This is a genomic window from Patulibacter americanus DSM 16676, from assembly GCF_000420025.1.
GTDB lineage: Bacteria > Actinomycetota > Thermoleophilia > Solirubrobacterales > Solirubrobacteraceae > Patulibacter > Patulibacter americanus.
The window spans coordinates 1-15,988 of sequence record NZ_ATUD01000010.1 but is presented as its reverse complement, the minus strand read 5'-3'; the positions used below and the strand labels follow the sequence as shown (position 1 = coordinate 15,988).

General features: G+C 73.0%; 14 protein-coding genes and 2 rRNA genes. 7 read left to right on the top strand and 9 right to left on the bottom strand.

The window, feature by feature from the left end; genetic code table 11:
- Nucleotides 1-28 precede the first annotated feature (28 nt).
- Nucleotides 29-2,425 (top strand): DEAD/DEAH box helicase, encoded by a 2,397-nt coding sequence (locus F593_RS0115460; protein WP_022929657.1) that lies wholly within the window; start codon nt 29-31, stop codon nt 2,423-2,425.
- Between the two features lie 19 nt (nt 2,426-2,444).
- On the opposite strand, the gene F593_RS0115455 is transcribed toward F593_RS0115460, so the two are convergent.
- Both F593_RS0115455 and F593_RS30405 read right to left on the bottom strand, forming a co-directional pair.
- Nucleotides 2,445-3,155, bottom strand: a complete 711-nt coding sequence (locus F593_RS0115455; RefSeq protein ID WP_022929656.1) for an anti-sigma factor — start codon at nt 3,153-3,155, stop codon at nt 2,445-2,447.
- A complete protein-coding gene (locus F593_RS30405; protein ID WP_022929655.1) occupies nt 3,152-3,820 on the bottom strand; it encodes an RNA polymerase sigma factor in 669 nt (222 codons plus the stop codon). Before F593_RS30405 ends, F593_RS0115455 begins: the two co-directional genes overlap by 4 nt.
- A gap of 226 nt (nt 3,821-4,046) precedes the next feature.
- Between F593_RS30405 and F593_RS30400 the strand changes: the two genes are divergently transcribed.
- The 3 genes from F593_RS30400 to F593_RS0115435 all read left to right on the top strand — a co-directional run bounded on the left by F593_RS30400 (nt 4,047) and on the right by F593_RS0115435 (nt 5,482).
- The gene (locus F593_RS30400) at nt 4,047-4,220 is read left to right on the top strand and encodes a hypothetical protein (RefSeq protein WP_022929654.1); all 174 of its coding nucleotides are present in this window, start codon (nt 4,047-4,049) and stop codon (nt 4,218-4,220) included.
- A 235-nt stretch (nt 4,221-4,455) separates the two neighbouring features.
- Complete coding sequence (locus F593_RS0115440) at nt 4,456-4,956, top strand: ferritin-like domain-containing protein (protein WP_022929653.1); 501 nt, start codon at nt 4,456-4,458, stop codon at nt 4,954-4,956.
- Between the two features lie 238 nt (nt 4,957-5,194).
- Entirely contained in the window at nt 5,195-5,482 is a 288-nt protein-coding gene (locus F593_RS0115435; RefSeq protein WP_022929652.1) for a YciI family protein, read from the top strand.
- Nucleotides 5,483-5,565: 83 nt separating this feature from the next.
- Here the strand turns inward: F593_RS0115435 and F593_RS0115430 are convergent, their stop codons facing one another.
- Entirely contained in the window at nt 5,566-6,681 is a 1,116-nt protein-coding gene (locus F593_RS0115430) for a GTP pyrophosphokinase (protein ID WP_022929651.1), read from the bottom strand.
- A 113-nt stretch (nt 6,682-6,794) separates the two neighbouring features.
- On the opposite strand from F593_RS0115430, the gene F593_RS0115425 reads away from it, so the two are divergent.
- The 3 genes from F593_RS0115425 (at nt 6,795) to F593_RS0115415 (ending at nt 8,564) form a co-directional block, all read left to right on the top strand.
- Nucleotides 6,795-7,025: a hypothetical protein gene (locus F593_RS0115425; protein ID WP_022929650.1), complete on the top strand. Its 231-nt coding sequence runs from the start codon at nt 6,795-6,797 to the stop codon at nt 7,023-7,025.
- A gap of 153 nt (nt 7,026-7,178) precedes the next feature.
- Complete coding sequence (locus F593_RS0115420) at nt 7,179-8,018, top strand: hypothetical protein (RefSeq protein WP_022929649.1); 840 nt, start codon at nt 7,179-7,181, stop codon at nt 8,016-8,018.
- An 81-nt stretch (nt 8,019-8,099) separates the two neighbouring features.
- Nucleotides 8,100-8,564 carry a DUF427 domain-containing protein gene (locus F593_RS0115415; RefSeq protein ID WP_022929648.1) on the top strand — a complete coding sequence of 155 codons (465 nt, stop codon included), beginning with the start codon at nt 8,100-8,102 and terminating at the stop codon, nt 8,562-8,564.
- A gap of 12 nt (nt 8,565-8,576) precedes the next feature.
- Here F593_RS0115415 and F593_RS25780 read toward each other — a convergent pair whose 3' ends face one another.
- The 6 genes from F593_RS25780 to F593_RS0115380 all read right to left on the bottom strand — a co-directional run.
- The gene (locus tag F593_RS25780) at nt 8,577-9,473 is read right to left on the bottom strand and encodes an Fpg/Nei family DNA glycosylase (protein WP_022929647.1); all 897 of its coding nucleotides are present in this window, start codon (nt 9,471-9,473) and stop codon (nt 8,577-8,579) included.
- A gap of 138 nt (nt 9,474-9,611) precedes the next feature.
- Nucleotides 9,612-10,883, bottom strand: coding sequence for a hypothetical protein (locus F593_RS0115405; protein WP_022929646.1), 1,272 nt, complete (start codon nt 10,881-10,883; stop codon nt 9,612-9,614).
- 10 nt (nt 10,884-10,893) lie between these two features.
- Nucleotides 10,894-11,856, bottom strand: coding sequence for a hypothetical protein (locus F593_RS0115400; protein ID WP_157251862.1), 963 nt, complete (start codon nt 11,854-11,856; stop codon nt 10,894-10,896).
- Nucleotides 11,853-13,118: a hypothetical protein gene (locus F593_RS0115395; RefSeq protein WP_022929644.1), complete on the bottom strand. Its 1,266-nt coding sequence runs from the start codon at nt 13,116-13,118 to the stop codon at nt 11,853-11,855. The genes F593_RS0115400 and F593_RS0115395 overlap by 4 nt, the downstream gene beginning before the upstream one ends.
- Before the next feature lie 890 nt (nt 13,119-14,008).
- Nucleotides 14,009-14,125: ribosomal RNA gene (gene rrf / locus F593_RS0115385) — 5S ribosomal RNA — on the bottom strand.
- Between the two features lie 57 nt (nt 14,126-14,182).
- Nucleotides 14,183-15,988: ribosomal RNA gene (locus tag F593_RS0115380) — 23S ribosomal RNA — on the bottom strand; the annotation flags it as partial.

The window sequence follows — 15,988 nt, the reverse complement described above, 5'->3', positions numbered from 1 at the left end:
CGAGGCCGACACCCACTTCAACCTGACCATGGAGACCCGCGACCGGGTCCCCGAGCTCGTCCTCGACGTCCCGCGCTGGATGAACGACGACGTGCGGAGCATCCCCGGCCGGTACTTCGACTGGTCCAACCACGTCTGGCGCGCCCCGCTGTCCGTGCACGCGGCGATCGTCGCCCGCCGGCTGCTCGACCACCCCAAGGGCGGGCTCTTCCCGGACGGCCAGGTGGCGCAGTGGCTCGGCGGCATGAACCGCTGGCACGGCGAGGCCACCGTGCTCGAGCTCGACGACGGCCCCCGCCTGGCGGTCGTCACGCTGCTCGGCGACCCGCCCGCCCGCCTGACCGACGTCTCGGAGCCCCTGGACCCCGAGCTCGGCGAGCGCCTCACGGGCCTGGCGAGCCGGCGGATCGACCTGCTGCCCTTCGACGCCGAGGGCGTCTGGCTGCTGGACCGCGTCGACGGGATCGTCGTCGACACGCTCGTGATGCTCGCCTCGGCCGAGCTGCGGATGGGCCGGATGCCCGCGGCCGCCACGCTCCGCGCCGGGCGCGACGACCAGAAGACGGCCCGGATCGAGCTGCTCCCGGGCTGGAGCTCGCGGCTGCACGCCCGCTTCGCCGCGCTGCCCGAGGCCACCCCGCTCGACACGACGCCCGGCCGCGGCTACCGCCGGGGCGACGCGCCGATCGACGCGGCGACCTCGCTCGCCGTCCCCGCCGACCCGTCGTTGCTGGCGTCGATCGACGCGCTGATCCACGACTTCCCGACCCTGCTGGTCACGACGGCCGCGCAGGACCAGCTCGCCGCGATGCGGGTCGAGCACGAGGAGCGGATCGAGACCATCGACCTCTCCCAGGCCGAGCGCGCCAGCCCGCTCAAGCGCACCCTGAAGGGCGACCCGCTGCGGCTCGGCGGCGAGCTGCAGCCGTTCCAGCACGCCGGGGTGCGCTATCTGCTCAAGCGCCGCCGCTCGTTCCTCGCCGACGAGCAGGGCCTCGGCAAGACCGTCCAGGCCCTCGCGGCCCTCGAGGTCGACGGCGCCTACCCCGCCGTCGTCGTCTGCCCGGCGGGCATGAAGCTGACCTGGCAGCGCGAGGCCGCGAAGTGGCTGCCCCACCGCACCGTCGCGGTGCTCCACGGCCGCGGCCACGTCCAGTGGGAGCCGCGCGAGGCGCGGCTGACCGCCAAGCAGGTCGCCGACCGCCCGAACCCGTGGGCGACGCCGATGGACACCTCGGGCTTCGCCGAGCCGGCGACCGCCGACATCGTCGTCCTGAACTACGAGATCGTCGAGGCGCACCACGAGGCGCTGGCCGGCCGCGGCCCGCGCGCGGTCGTCTTCGACGAGTCGCACTACTGCAAGGCGCCCACGGCGAAGCGCACGAAGGCCGCGATGAAGCTCGCGAAGGAGGTCCACCCCGAGGGCCTCAAGCTCGCGCTGACCGGCACGCCCGTCCTGAACCAGGCCAAGGAGCTGACCGCCCAGCTGCGGCTCATCGACCGCCTGAAGGACTTCGGCTCGGGGGCCGAGCTTGCGCGCCGGTTCAAGGGTCCCGAGGCCCACGACCGGCTGCACTGGCACCTGCGCTCCCGCGGGTTCGTGCGGCGGTTGAAGCAGGACGTCCTCCCCCAGCTCCCGGCGAAGCGCCGCGTCGAGATCCCGCTCGAGCTCCACGACCCCGCGGAGTACCGGCTGGCGGAGAAGGACGTCATCGCGTGGCTGCGCACCCAGCCGCTCGACCTCTCCGAGCTCGACGCGAAGATCGCCGCCGCCCTGCGCGCCGAGCAGCTCGTGCGCATGAACCACCTGCGCCGGTTGGCCGCTCGCGGCAAACTCCACGGCGCGCTGGGGTGGATCGAGAACTTCCTGGCGTCGGGCGAGGCGCTCGTCGTCTTCGCCCAGCACCGCGAGGTCCAGCAGGCCGTGATGGAGCGGTTCCCCGGCGCGCTGCACATCCTCGGCGACGACTCCGCAGCCGAGCGCGACGCCGCCGTGCGCCGGTTCCAGGCCGGGGACCACCTCGACATCGAGAACCCGGCCGAGCGGCTCATCGTCTGCTCCATGCGCGCGGCCGCGCAGGGCATCACGCTCACCCGCGCCTCGAACGTCGCGTTCCTCGAGCTCGACTGGACCCCGGCGATGCACGACCAGGCTGAGGACCGCTGCCACCGCATCGGTCAGGACGACGCCGTCACGGCCTGGTACCTCCTGGCCCCCGGCACGATCGACGACGAGATGGGCACGATCCTGCGGAAGAAGCGCGAGGTCATCGACGCCGTCGTCGACGGCAACCAGCTGCCGGACGAGCCGGTCAGCCTCGCGGTCATCCGGGCCCTGCGTGAGCGCGGCGGCGACGGTCCGGCGGCCCAGCGCGACCCGGCGGACGGTCCGGACGACGCCGCCGAGCCGGCGGCCGGCGACTGAGCGCTCGGGCCCGCGACCGCTAGGCCGCGCCGCTGGAGCGCAGCACGGAGACGCCGGAGTGGCGGTTGCCGTCGGCCGGCGTCTGCAGCGTCACGTCCATCGCGGGGTAGCGCCGCGGGTCGACGCGCAGCGGCATCTTCACGACGCCCGTCCCGTCCGCGCGCACCCGGAAGTTCCCGACGCTCACGGTGCGGCCGCTGCCGTGCATCCACACCTGGTACCAGCCGCGGTCGCCCGTCGGGGGCAGGCCGTGGACGCGCACGACCATCCGGCCGTCGCCCCCGGCGACCATCCGGGCCACCCCGCCCGCGTCGACGGGGGCGGTGCCGGCGCGGACCAGCGACACGGGGGCCGCGGCCTCGAGGCGGGTGTCCGTCTCGGGCCCGCCGTCGAGCCCGCCGCGCAGCAGGAAGCCGGCACCCAGGCCGACGACGAGCAACACCGTGGCGAGCGCCGTGACGAACGGGGCACCGACGCTGTGCTGCCGGGCGTCGCTGCGGATGCAGAGCCGCGACCACACCGGCAGCTCGCGACCGGCCCCGTCGGGAGCGAACCGCAGCGACGGCGTCTCGGCCGCGCGCCACACGTCGGCATCGGCAGCGGACAGCGCCTCGGCCAGGCTCAGGGCCGCGGCGAGGTCCGGATCGTTCGCCGCGCGGCCGCGCATCGCGGTCAGCTCGTCCGGTGTGAGGTCGCCCACGAGCAGCTCCTCCGGATCCTGGCGGCTCATGCCGTCGCCTCCCCGGGGCCGGCCCCGTCGGCGGCGTCGAGGTGCTCGCGGAGCTTGCGCAGCGCACGGACCATCCGGGCCTTGACCGTACCGAGCGGCAGGTCGAGGCGGGCGGCGATCTCGGTCTGGCTCAGCTCCTCGTAGAAGCGCAGGCGCAGGAGCTCGCGCTCGTGGTCCGGCAGGACGGCGAGCAGCTCGGCGACGTGCCAGCGGTCGAGCACGCGGTCGGTGTCGGCCGGAGCGTCACCGCCGCCGGCCAGGCGCACGAGCTCGTCCGAGCTCACCGGCTCGGGGACCCGCCGGCGCAGATGGTCGATCGCCCGGCTGCGGGCGATCGTCAGGATCCAGGTCAGCAGGCCGGCACGCTCGGGGTCGTACTGCTCCCCCCGCTTCCAGACCTCGGCGAACACCTGCTGCTGCACGTCGTCGGCGGCGTCGCGGTCGCGCAGGGTGCGCAGCAGGACGCCGTAGGAGGCCGAGCCGTACTGCCGGTACAGGTCGGCGAGCACGTCGGGATCGCGGCGCCGGAGCCGGCGCGCGAGTCGCCGCTCCTCCCGATCCGGCGGCTGACGACGGCGCTGCACGCTCTGGAGCATCGCGGGTCCCGCGGGCGCGCGCGTGACGGCCGCTCGGGGCAGTCGGGCCGTGGGGGACGTGGACACCATGCAGGGAGGGGTACGGACAGGGCGCCGGGGGCGGTTGCTTCGCGCGCGGCGACTTGCCGAGCGGACGTGCCCGCCCGTGCCGAGCCGACGCGCCCGCCCGTGCCGAGCGGCGGTGCCCGACCGGGGCGGGCGCGGTGGCGCCGACCCCTCCGCCCGGCCCCCCGGAAGGAAGGGTCCCCGAATTCGGGTGCCCAACCTTAGGCCGCCCTTTGTTACGCTTCCAGTTGTGCAGCGGAACGAAGTCCTCCCCCAGGATCGCATCCCCGCCGCCGGCTTCCGGGCCCGCCGCTGGAATCGCTTCGAGCGCGACCTGCGCGGCTGGCTCGAGTCCCCCGAGGGGCGCTTCGCCACGTGGCGGGCGCAGGTCGCCGTGACCGGCGACGCCCCCGAGCGCGACTGAGCCGCCGGCCGGCGCCCCCACCCCACAGCTTCACCTCCGACGCCCGCGATCCGCGGGCGTCGCGCGTTCCGAGGGCCGGATCCCCCCGCGGGCGCATCCCCCGACGGACCCCTGGGTAGGCGTTGCACTGCGGGCCGCTCAGCCTGCATGGCGCCCGCCGCCCAGGCTGCGAAGGGCACCCTTATTTTAAGTCCTTAGCTATAGTGCCCGCAACGCACCAACGAAGGAGCACCGCATGACCGTCACCCATCACGCCAGCGCCGGAATCCTGTCCGACCAGCACGCCGCCAAGCGCGAGGAGATCGTCGAGCTCCTCACGACCGCGTACTGGATGGAGATCGAGACCGTCACGAACTACCTCGCCCAGTCGCGCAACCTCGACGGCATCCGCGCGAAGGACGTCGCGGACGACCTCGCCGCCGACGTGACCGAGGAGCTCGGCCACGCCACGCTCTTCGCCGAGCGCATCAAGGACCTCTACGGCACGGTCCCGGGCTCCGCGGACTTCCCGCGCGACTACGACCAGGGCCTTCAGCCCAACGGCGACCCGACCGACCTCGTGTCCGTGATCAAGGGCGTCATCGACGCCGAGTCCGGCGCGATCTCGCACTACACGCGCATCATCGAGGCCACGGACGGCGTCGACTGGGCCACGCAGGACATGGTCATCGCGATCCTCCGCGACGAGGAGGGCCACATGCGCACGTACGAGCGCTACCTCCGCGAGTTCTCCTGATCCACCCGCCTCGCGTCCGGCGCCCCACGCGCCGGACCCGCAGCAGCGCCGGCGCCCCTGGGATGCCGGCGCACAGCACCGCCGGCCGCCCCTCGGGGCGGCCGGTCGTCGTTCGGGGGCGACGGCCGGTCCGTCCGCGGCGCAGTATGAATATGACAAGGGAACCGGGCATATTCGTACTGCCGCCCGGCGCCCACCCCACGCGCGACACACGCGACCCATCCGACCGGAGCGCCCCATGGCCGAGACCCTGCACCTCCTGATCTACGAATACGTCGAGAACATGGCGGAACGCCGCAAGCCCGTCCGCGACGCGCACCTCGCCACGATCGAGCGCTGGCGCGAGGACGGCCACCTCGTCATCGCCGGCGCGGTCGGCGACCCGCCGCACACGGGCATGCTCGTCTTCCGCGGCGACTCCGAGAAGGTCGCCGAGACGTTCGTCGTCGACGATCCCTACGTCGAGGCGGGTCTCGTCACCCGCTGGTCCGTCCAGCCCTGGACGATCGTGACGCCGCTGCCGTAGCGGGCCGCCCGCCGGCGAGCGGGCCCCGGTCGCCGCGCCCCGCGGCGCGCGCGGCAGGCGCATCCCCGCCCGGCACCGGGACCTCAGTCGACGATCCCGGCCTCGCGGAGCTTCTTCAGCCGCCAGCCCAGGACGCGCGGGCGCTTCTGGCGCTGCGCGTCGTCCTCCTCGTCGACCAGGCGCTCGGCGAGCTCGATGTACTCCGCGCCGCCGACGGCCAGGAGCACGTCGTCGAGGCAGCGGACCTGGTTGCGCTCCCACGTGACGCCCTCGCGGAACACCCAGTCGATCGCGGGCAGGTCCACGCTACGGACGGCCTCGCGCAGCGACTCCACGGTGTCGAATCCCGACTCGAGCGCGTGGCGGCGGATCCACTCCTCGCTCCCGGCCCCGCGGCTCGGCGGCGCGTCGGGGAAGACCTCGGCCAGGAACGAACGCATCGCCCGAGCCGTCAGGCGGTTGCCCACCATCCGCTCGGGGCGGTCGCCCGGCGGCTCACCCTCCGCCACCCGGCGCGCGCCCTCGTCCGCGCGGGCCGACCCGCCGGCCGCGGCGTCGTCGATCTCCTGCAGCAGCTCGTCGACCATCTCGATGAGCGCCGCGGCGCGGTCGAACTTGCGGGAGACGCGGGAGCCCGCCGCCCCCTTGTAGCGCGAGGCGTGCTCGAGCTCCGCCCAGACGTGCTGCAGCTGGGTGCGCAGCTGGATTTCCACGCGCGGCACGCGGTAGTCCTTCGGCGGCGCGAGCACCCCGAGCTGCGGGCCCGGGTCCACGAGCACGTGCACGCTCTGGTACCCGAAGGCCCGGGCGTCGCTGTAGTCGGATCCCTTGTTGCGCACCTCCCGCACGACGAGCGCGTCGTCCTCGGCGATCGCCTGCTCCACGGCCTCCACCTGGGCGGGCAGGAAGCAGACCACCCGGAGGGCGAGCTGATCGCTGATCTCGTCCGTCGGGAACCGGTAGTGCAGGCGCTCAGGGTCCTCGGGGTCGGGCGACGCGGCCTTCTGCTCGAACGACGCCGGCGCCTTGATCCGCCACTCCACCTCGGACTGGTTCTCCGGGATGCCGGCGGCCGAGATCAGCTCGCGCAGGTGCCCCTCCAGCGACTCGCCGAGCCGGCGGAGGAACGCCTGGTACGACGGGAGCTCGTAGTGGCGGCGCGCGTGGCGCGCATGTTCGAGGAAGGACGGGTCGGTCATCGCGTTCGCCGCCCAGCCTCGCACGCAGCCCGGTCGGGAGGCGGCCGCAACCAGGCGCCCGCCCGAAGCGCCGCCCCGCCGGGGCGACGGAGGCCGCGCGCTACGCTCGAGGCATGGGCGACCTCCGCTCCACCCCCACCACGCCGCGACCGGTGCGCGAGCCCGACGCGAGCTGCCCCAACGGCGTCTGCTCCTCGAGCGCCCCGCCACTCATCGGGTCGATCCTCACGGGCACCGGCCTGACCCTCGACCGGGCCGTCGAGCTGTACACGGAGGGCGCGGAGCTGCCGCTCACCGACGTGCAGCGGCGGATCGTCGAGGAACGGGCACTCGGCGGCCGCTGAGGACCCGACGACCCTGTCGCCTCCGGGCCTTCCGCAACCGCCCGCCGGCGTGTAGAACACCGGAGGAGCAGCGAGCGCCGGCCCCGCCTGTTAGGGTCGCCGAAGTTCGCCGCCGCAGCCCGTCCCGGCCGCCCGTCCGATCCCCGTCCCGCCGTGTTCGACGACCCCGATCACCCCACCTGCGCCGCCTGGGAGCGGTTTACGTTCGGCGAGCTCGACGTCGTCGTGCACCGGTCGTCCGTCACGACGCTCTCCGCCGCCGGCGTGCGGAGCGGTACGCGTCACGACTGGTTCGCGGCGCGCCGCGCCACGGACCGGTGGGTCGTGTTCCACCGCAGCGAGCACCTGGACCCGCAGACGGCCCGGTCGGCCCTCGTCGCCGGACACCGCGACCTCGACTGGCAGGCGCAGCTCCTCGGCCGCGGCGCCGCCGAGCTCGCCGCGGCGCCGATCGCCGTGGCCGACCTGCAGCGGGCCGCCATCGCCGGGTTCGGGCCCCAGGCGTCCCGCCTCCGCGCGGCAGAGCCCGACGAGCGCAGCGAGATCGCGGGCCTGACCCCGGCGCCGCTCGATCGCGCGCCGACGCCGGAGGAGCTGCCGCCCCTCGAGGAGGCGCTGCCTGCCGACCCGGCCGCCGCGGCGATCGGTCTGGGCCAGGTGCTCCCCGTCCCCGTCGCCCGCGCCCTGCACCGTCACGGCCTCGCGACCCTGCTCGAGGTCAGCCGCCTCTCGGCCCCCGCCCTCGCGCGGCTCCCCGGTCTCGACGAGACGATGCGCCGCGAGATCCTCGGTGCCCTGCGCCGCCACGGGCTGCTGCTCGCCCCGGAGCGCTCGACCGTCGCCGACCTGCAGGCCCGCCGCGACGACCGTCGCCGGCAGGCCGCCCGCTTCGGCGAGCTGCTGGCCCGCGGCTACGACCTGGAGCAGATCGCCGGCATCGCGGGTCGCAGCGTCGGCTACGTCCGCATGGTGCTCGACGACCGCGTCGCCTGACGCGGCCGTCCCGCCCCACGGTCGCCCCCGACCCACCGGCCACCGGCATCCGGCGTCTCGCGTCCGCCCGTACCGTCGGCGATGACCGAGAACGTCTGGGACTACCCGCGTCCGCCGCGACTCGAGCCCGTCGGCCGGCGCGTCCGGATCGTGCTCGGCGGCGAGACGATCGTCGACACCACCAAGGCGTTGCGCGTGCTCGAGACGAGCCACCCGCCGACGGTCTACGTCCCGCCCGGGGCGTTCGCCGACGGCGTCCTCCGCGACGCCGCGGGCAGCTCGTTCTGCGAGTGGAAGGGCCGCGCCCGGTACCACGACCTCGCGGTCGGCGGGATCGTCGCCGAGCGCGCCGGCTGGTCCTACCCCAAGCCCACGAAGGGCTTCCTCCCCCTCCGCGACCACGTCTCGGTCTACCCCAGCCGCGTCGACGCGTGCTTCCTCGACGACGAGGAGGTCCAGGCCCAGGAAGGCGACTTCTACGGCGGCTGGATCACCGCGGACCTCGTCGGCCCCTTCAAGGGCCCGCCGGGCACGCGCGGCTGGTAGACCGCGCCGCCCTCAGCCCAGGTCGAGTGTCGGCGCGGGCCCGTCCGCCAGTGCCGGCGTAGGACTGGGGCCCGCCGAGCCGGCGGGCTGGCAGGCCGGGCACGTGTAGACGGTGCGGCCCGCCATCGGGTACGTCTCGACGGGGCCGCCGCAGTCGTGGCAGTCGCGACGGCGGTAGACGTGGACCGTCTTGTGGCGGACGCGGTCGGCGCGCGTGCGCGGCCCCTCGCCCTTCGGCGCCCGGCCCGCGGTGACGGGCTTGTCGCGCGCGTCGCGGATCGTCACGATGCGCCGCTCGCGCACGCCGTCGGCGAGCATCTTCGCCATCGTCCGCCACAGCACCCGAGCCCGTTCGTCCCCGAGCTCGCGGGCCGGCAGCAGCGGGTCGATCCCGTCGACGTGCAACGCCTCGGCCCGGAAGACGTTGCCGATCCCGGCGATCACCTTCTGGTCCATGATCGCCGCGCCGATCGGAATCGACCGGCGGCGCAGCGCGGCGACGAACCGCTCCGGGTCCGCGTCCCGCCGCAGCGGATCGGGGCCGAGGCGCGCCAGCAGTGCCTCCTCCTCGTCCGGCTCGATCAGCGCGCACGCGACGGCGCCGGAGAGGTCGACCGTCCACCGGTCGCCGACCATCCGCAGCCGCTTCTCGCCCACCGGCGGCTCGGGCGGCGAGGCCTGGCGGCGGAACTTGCCGAACAGCCCGAGGTGCACGTGGAGCGTGAGCTCGTCCTCGAACCGGTAGAGCAGGTGCTTGCCGTAGGCGTCGACCTTGGCGAAGGCCCGCCCGTCGAGCACCCGGGCGGTCTCGACGGCCCGCCCCTGGGGCGAGCTGACCTGCAGCGGTTGGCGGGCGAGGTCGCGCACGTGGTCGAGCGCGAGCCGGTGGATCGTGTGGCCTTCGGGCATGAGAGGGGTCCGACCGACGCGAGAGCCGCGCGGGCCGGCTCTCCATGATCCGTGGCGAGGGACGCGAATGGTTGCCGGCCCCCGCTGGCCCCGCGGCCGGGACGGCGTGCGACCCGACGGTGGCGAGGCGGGCGGGACCTAGCGGTCGCCGCGCGCCACGCGCTCGACGAGGTCGTCGCCGAACGTGCCGTAGCCCGTGCGGGCCCAGACCGTGTCGGCCTCGAAGTACGGTCGGTCGCCGTCGCGCAGCGCGTCCGGTGCCTGTCCGGACTTCACGGCCTCGGCGCACGCGGTGCAGGCGGGCACCCGCAGTCCGTCGCGCCACGCGGCGTTGCGGCCCGCGCGCCCGTGGAGGGGGTCGAAGAAGCAGAGCGCCGGACGGTTCGCCGGCTTCCGGCCCGCGTCGAGCGCGGCGGCCCGGGCCAGGTCGTCGCGAGCGTGGTCGACGAGGACGAGCACGCCCACGAGGTCGACGGTCGGTGCCCCGTCGCGCATCCGTCGCCGCGCGCCGGTGTACGCGTCCAAGGCCCGCTGGTAGGCGTCCTGGCCCTCGCGGGTCGCGGGGACGGGCGCCTCGTCGAGCACGGTCGCCAGCGCGAGCAGCTCCCGGTCGGCGTCCTCCGCCAGGTCGGCGCGTTGGGCGGCGCGTGCGTGCTCGAAGACGCGATCCGGCAGCACGGGCAGCGGCGCGTTCGCGGCCCGCGCGCCACGGCGGGAGCGGCGCCACACCCCGACCCCGATGGCGCCGGCCGCGAGGACCCCGATCAGGGCCAGCCACCACGGGATCTCGATGCCGTTGCGCCCGCCGACGCGCGCGACCGTGCCGCTCGAGCGGTAGGAGCGCGCACGGTCGTTGACGTCGGCCTTCGCCTTCTCCGCACGGCGGTGGAGCACGTCGGCCGGCTCGCGGAGCAACGTCAACAGGACCTCGACGCGTTCGCCGAGCGAGCGGTCCCCGGCCTCACCGTCGTCGCCGTCCGTGAAGTTCGCGAGGTACTCCGCGTCGTCGGCGGGAGCCTTGAAGTCCGGCCTGCCCCCCGTCCAGGAGTACGAGCGCAGGTAGCTGTCGTTCGCCGTGACGAACGTGCCGTCGCGCTGGCCCGCGGGCAGGCGGCTGCGTATCGCGGTGGTGAACTCGCGACCGTCCCCGTCGTACTGGTCCCCCTTCACGAGGGGCGCCAGCGCCACCCGCACGTTGCCGGGGGCTTTGCGGGCCGCCTGCCGCAGGCGCTGCTGCAGCTCGCGTGGGACCGCCTCCTCGTAGGCCGGGTCGATGTAGACGGACGAGCGCTGCAGCTCCTCCGCGACGGTGACCGCGGACGGCGCCGCGAATGCCGGGCCGGCGCCGCCGGCCGCCATCAGCAGCGCGGCGAGCAGGGCCAGGACGGCGAGCGAGTACGGGCGACGCACGGGCGGAACGCTACGCATCGCGCGCGCCTCCCCGCTTCCCGCCCCGGCCGCGGCGCCTGCGGCGACGCGCCTTCCGCCGTCCGCTGCGTCCTTGATCTGCGGCCGGTCCTCGCGTGGCCGGCCCTCCGCTCCCCGCGCGCCCGCGGCCCGGGTCCTTGGTGGGGACGGGGCTCGCGGCGATGTACAGCTTGCGGGCGAGGAGCACAGCCCCGGCCAGCGTCAGGCCGAGGAGCAGCCCGGTGATGCTCGCGGCCACGACGTCGCCCGTGACGCCGTCCGCCTCACCACGGAACAGCGGGTCGATCGGATCGACGTCGTCGATCACGGCGTTCGGCAGCCCCGCCTCGGCCACGGCGATGTGGCCGAGCATCTCGCGGAGCCGGCCCGGAACGGAGACGTAGCCCGGGGTGGGCGGCACGCCGCGGCCGTCCCGGTAGACGTCACCAAGGCGCAGAGGCGTCAACAGCGAGTACGGGATGCGCAGGTCCAGCGGGATCCCCAGGCTCGCGAGGTCCATCCGCCCGTCCTGGTCGACCGTGATGTAGACCGCGTCCTTTCGCAGCTCCCGCTGGAGCGTCTGCAGCAGGCGCTCCGTGTCGGCGCCGGACTCGTCCTCGTCGACGCTGGGCAGCACGGCGACCACGACGGGGACGCGCGCCCCGCGCAGGTCCTTCTCCAGGCGTCGGCGCGTCTCGCCCTCCAGCGTCCAGCCCAGCTCCGGCTCGACGTAGAGCGGCCCCTCGCGCAGCGCCTCGACGGCCCGTCGGAGTCGGGGCGAAAGCGCCGTGGGGCCGTCCGCCGGTGCGTCCCCGGCGTCGTCCGCCTCGTCGGGCGCGAAGGGCGACGCCGCCCGGGCAGCGGTGATCGCGCCGGGGACGGTGTCCGGAAGGACCGCCGGCGGCACCAGCGCCGGCACCGCCGTGGCCAGGACGCCGCACAGCGCGAGTGCGACCCGCACCCTCTGCGCCCTCACGAGCGCCGCCTCGGTCCGGCGAGCACGACCTCGGCGACCTCGTCGTCGAGCGCGCCGAAGCCGGTACGGGCCCACACGGTGTCGCGCTCGTAGTAGGGGCGCTCGCCGTCGCCGAGCACCTGTGGCTCGCGCTCCGCAGCGATGGCCGTCGCGCAGGCCGCGCAGGTGGGGATCAGCACGTCCTGCGCCCCGCGGCGCCAACGGGTGGACCGGTCGCCCTCGCCGTGACGCGGGTCGAAGAAGCAGGGACGCCACCGCGCGTCGACGAGCCAGGCGACGCCGGCCCGGGCCAGGGATGCGGCGCCGACCAGGTCGACGGGCGGCGGGTCGGGCTGGGCCAGGACCTTCGATGCCGCCTCGTACGCCCGTAGCGCGCGATCGGACGGTGCGGAGCTCTCGGCGATCGCCCGAGCGAGCGCCGCGGTCGCGTCGAGGGCGTCGCCGCGCGCCTCGGTCTGGGTGGGCGCGTGCAGGCGCGGACCGGCGGCCGCTGCGGCCTCCCGGCGGGCGTCGCGAAGGGCACGGCGCCGCGCCCGCGCGGCCGGCCGCGACAGCACGACCCCGACGGGCACGACAAGCCCCAGAGCGGCTGCACCCCAGAAGAACAGCCACGGGAGCCGCTCCCGGGCCTCCTCCTCCGCGTCGACGGACCGGGAGGGCACGTATCCCGTCGCCAGGTGGCGGAGCACCACGTCGATGCGGGCCAGGTCCCCCTCGCTGCGCGGCACGCCGTCCGACGCGGTGAGCCACGCCCGCCCGACGTCCCCGTTCGTCCCGACGCCGTACGCCTTGACCGCCGTGCCGTACCCGGAGCCGTCCACCACGACGTAGACCCCCTTGCGCCCCACACGCTCCCGGAGCAGCTGCGTCCGTTCGGTCACGGTCGGCGCGCCGCCGTCGCGTGGAAACCCGGAGGTCACGGCCACGAAGGTGGTGAACGGCATGCCGGCCACGCGCCGCCGCAGCGCGCGGATCGCGGCGGGCGTCGCGATGCGGCTCAGGGACGGGCTGATGTAGACCGGATCGCGGCGCAGCTGCTCCGCGAGGTACTCGACGGCCGCGATGCCCTGGTCGCCGGCCGCTGCCGCATCGGTGGTCCCGGCCGAGGCGCCGTCGGCACCGGGTGCGGGTTCCGCGCTCGTCGCCGTGGGACGGGACCCTCCGCCCTCACCCTTGTCGTCGCTGGGCGAAGGGCCGTCGGGGAGCGTCGTCGTTGCCGCCGAGGCGCTCGCGGGCCCGGGGAGCGCCCAGCGCGCGAACACGGAGGCTGGCCCGGAACCGACGGACGATGCCGCTCCACCCGCGGTCGCGACGACCACCAACGCCGCGACCGCGACCCCGCGGCGCCCGGCACGGCGTCGCCCGAGGGCGCCGCCCCCGGCAAGAGACGCCGAGCGCCCTCGAGGCGGCTCCGCCCAACGTCGACCGCAGCGGCGGGCGAACGTCGGGTGGTGGCTCACGGCGAGCACGGGGGAAGCGACGCCGGTCCGATCGGCTGGGGACACGGCGTCGGGCACTCTGCGCCCAGACTAACGAGCACCGGCGGGACCGCGAGGGCGGCCAGAACATCCTGGGCCGGCGTGACGGGGCCTTCAGGGGCGCGGGGCCGCGATGGGCGTTCAGGGGCGCGGGGCCGCGGTGGGTCAGGCCCGCGAGGTGTGGTGCCAACCGCCGCACACCTCGCAGTGGTACACGCCTGCCCGCCGCCCCGGCCCGGGCTGGTGCATCAGCGCGAACGCCCGCGCCTCGGCCTCGGTGGCGTAGCGATCCTTCGCCGCGCACACCGCCCGCTGCCGCGCCGCCTGCTCCGCGGAGCGTCGAGGGTCGGGCGCACGCGGGCCGCTACGTCGCGGAGCCGCGCGCGGATCCCGCGGACCTTGGGGCTTGCGCCGGGGCACCACGCCACGGTATCGGGGAGGCGCCCCAACCCGACCCCCGGCGCACCTTCTCGGGACCCACGGGGCGGGACGCGGAGAACCCGGGGAGGCAGCGCGGCGCCGGGAAATGGCCAGGGCACCAGCGCGGCACCGGACAAGCCAGCGGGAGCCAGCACGCACCGGGCTCGCGGTTGCGAAGGCGCTGTACCCAACGGCTGCGAGGGCGTTTGCCCAACAAAAAGCGCCCCGCCATACTGGCGGGGCGCTCAAACTAATTCCGGCGGCGACCTACTCTCCCAGGCCCTTGCGGGCCAAGTACCATCGGCGCTGAGGGGCTTAACTACTCTGTTCGGAAAGGGAAGAGGTGTGACCCCCTCGCCATAACCACCGGAAAATCATGAGGAACCCCTTACGGGAGTCTCTGAAAACTACACAGCGGGTATCACAATACCGTCAAGCCCTCGGACCATTAGTACCGGTCTCCTACAGGCGTTACCGCCCTTCCAGATCCGGCCTATCAACCTGGTGGTCTACCAGGGTCCTTACTCCCTCAAAGGGGATGGGAGAATTCATCTCGAGGCCGGCTTCCCGCTTAGATGCTTTCAGCGGTTATCCGATCCAGACGTAGCTAATCTGCAATGCCCTTGGCAGAACAACAGATACACCAGAGGTCCGTTCACCCCGGTCCTCTCGTACTAGGGGCAAATCCTCTCAATTCTCCAACGCCCATGGCAGATAGGGACCGAACTGTCTCACGACGTTCTGAACCCAGCTCGCGTGCCGCTTTAATGGGCGAACAGCCCAACCCTTGGGACCTACTACAGCCCCAGGATGCGACGAGCCGACATCGAGGTGCCAAACCGAGCCGTCGATGTGGACTCTTGGGCTCGATAAGCCTGTTATCCCCGGCGTACCTTTTATCCGTTGAGCGACGGCGCTTCCACTTGCTACCGCCGGATCACTAAGACCTACTTTCGTACCTGCTCGACTTGTAAGTCTCGCAGTCAAGCTCCCTTACTGCCTTTGCACTCTACGCACGGTTTCCAACCGTACTGAGGGAACCTTTGTACGCCTCCGTTACATTTTAGGAGGCGACCGCCCCAGTCAAACTACCCGCCTGGCACTGTTCCCGACCCGGATTCACGGCGTCAGGTTAGAAGTCCAATACATCAGGGGTGGTATCTCAAAGTTGGCTCCGCACAGACCGCAATCCATGCCTCGTAGCCTCCCACCTATTCTGAGCAAAATGCATCGAACCCCAATACCAAGTTGTAGTAAAGGTGCACGGGGTCTTTCCGTCTAGCCACGGGTACTCGGCATCTTCACCGAGACTGAAATTTCACCGAGCCCCTCGTTGAGACAGCGTTCAACTCGTTACGCCATTCGTGCAGGTCGGAACTTACCCGACAAGGAATTTCGCTACCTTAGGACCGTTATAGTTACGGCCGCCGTTTACCGGGGCTTAGTTTCGCTGCTTCGGCTTGCGCCTAACAACTCCACGTAACCTTCCGGCACCGGGCAGGCGTCAGCCCCTATACGTCGTCTTACGACTTTGCAGAGACCTGTGTTTTTGGTAAACAGTCGGTTGAACCTATTCACTGCGGCCCCCTCATGCTCCACCCGAAAGGGCTTCACACTACCGGGGCGCTCCTTCTCCCGAAGTTACGGAGCAATTTTGCCGAGTTCCTTAACGAGGGTTATCTCGATCACCTTAGTATTCTCTACTTTCCCACCTGTGTCGGTTTTGGTACGGGCGCGCGCAACCTCCCTAGAGGCTTTTCTTGGAGCCATGGCGTCAGGGACTCGCCGGCGCGAACGCCAGCTGCCATCGTGCCTCAGGTTATGCGGGTCCGGATTTGCCTAGACCCACCCCTACGCAACTTGGTGCAGGAACAACCATCGCCTGCTACCCCTAGCCTCACTCGTCCCCCCATCAGTCAAACGGGTGCGACGCGGTACAGGAATATCAACCTGTTATCCATCGACTACGCCTTTCGGCCTCGCCTTAGGTCCCGACTAACCCTGAGCCGACGAACGTTGCTCAGGAATCCTTAGGAAATCGGTGGAAGAGATTCTCACTCTTCTTTCGTTACTTATGCCAGCATTCTCACTTCCCAAGCCTCCACGGCTGGCTTCCGCCGCCGCTTCAATGGACATGGGAACGCTCTCCTACCGCTCCACCACTAGGGTGAAGCCCGCGGCTTCGGTGGCATGCTTGAGCCCCGTTGAATTGTCCGCGCCCGAACACTAGACCA

Bases quoted from the DNA above. Each gene is read 5' to 3' on its own strand.
- F593_RS0115430 (WP_022929651.1), bottom strand. From the start codon at position 6,681: ATGACCGACCCGTCCTTCCTCGAACATGCGCGCCACGCGCGCCGCCAC.
- F593_RS0115415 (WP_022929648.1), top strand. From the start codon at position 8,100: ATGACCGAGAACGTCTGGGACTACCCGCGTCCGCCGCGACTCGAGCCC.
- F593_RS30405 (WP_022929655.1), bottom strand. From the start codon at position 3,820: ATGGTGTCCACGTCCCCCACGGCCCGACTGCCCCGAGCGGCCGTCACG.
- F593_RS0115455 (WP_022929656.1), bottom strand. From the start codon at position 3,155: ATGAGCCGCCAGGATCCGGAGGAGCTGCTCGTGGGCGACCTCACACCG.
- F593_RS0115460 (WP_022929657.1), top strand. From the start codon at position 29: ATGGAGACCCGCGACCGGGTCCCCGAGCTCGTCCTCGACGTCCCGCGC.
- F593_RS25780 (WP_022929647.1), bottom strand. From the start codon at position 9,473: ATGCCCGAAGGCCACACGATCCACCGGCTCGCGCTCGACCACGTGCGC.
- F593_RS0115435 (WP_022929652.1), top strand. From the start codon at position 5,195: ATGGCCGAGACCCTGCACCTCCTGATCTACGAATACGTCGAGAACATG.
- F593_RS0115425 (WP_022929650.1), top strand. From the start codon at position 6,795: ATGGGCGACCTCCGCTCCACCCCCACCACGCCGCGACCGGTGCGCGAG.
- F593_RS0115440 (WP_022929653.1), top strand. From the start codon at position 4,456: ATGACCGTCACCCATCACGCCAGCGCCGGAATCCTGTCCGACCAGCAC.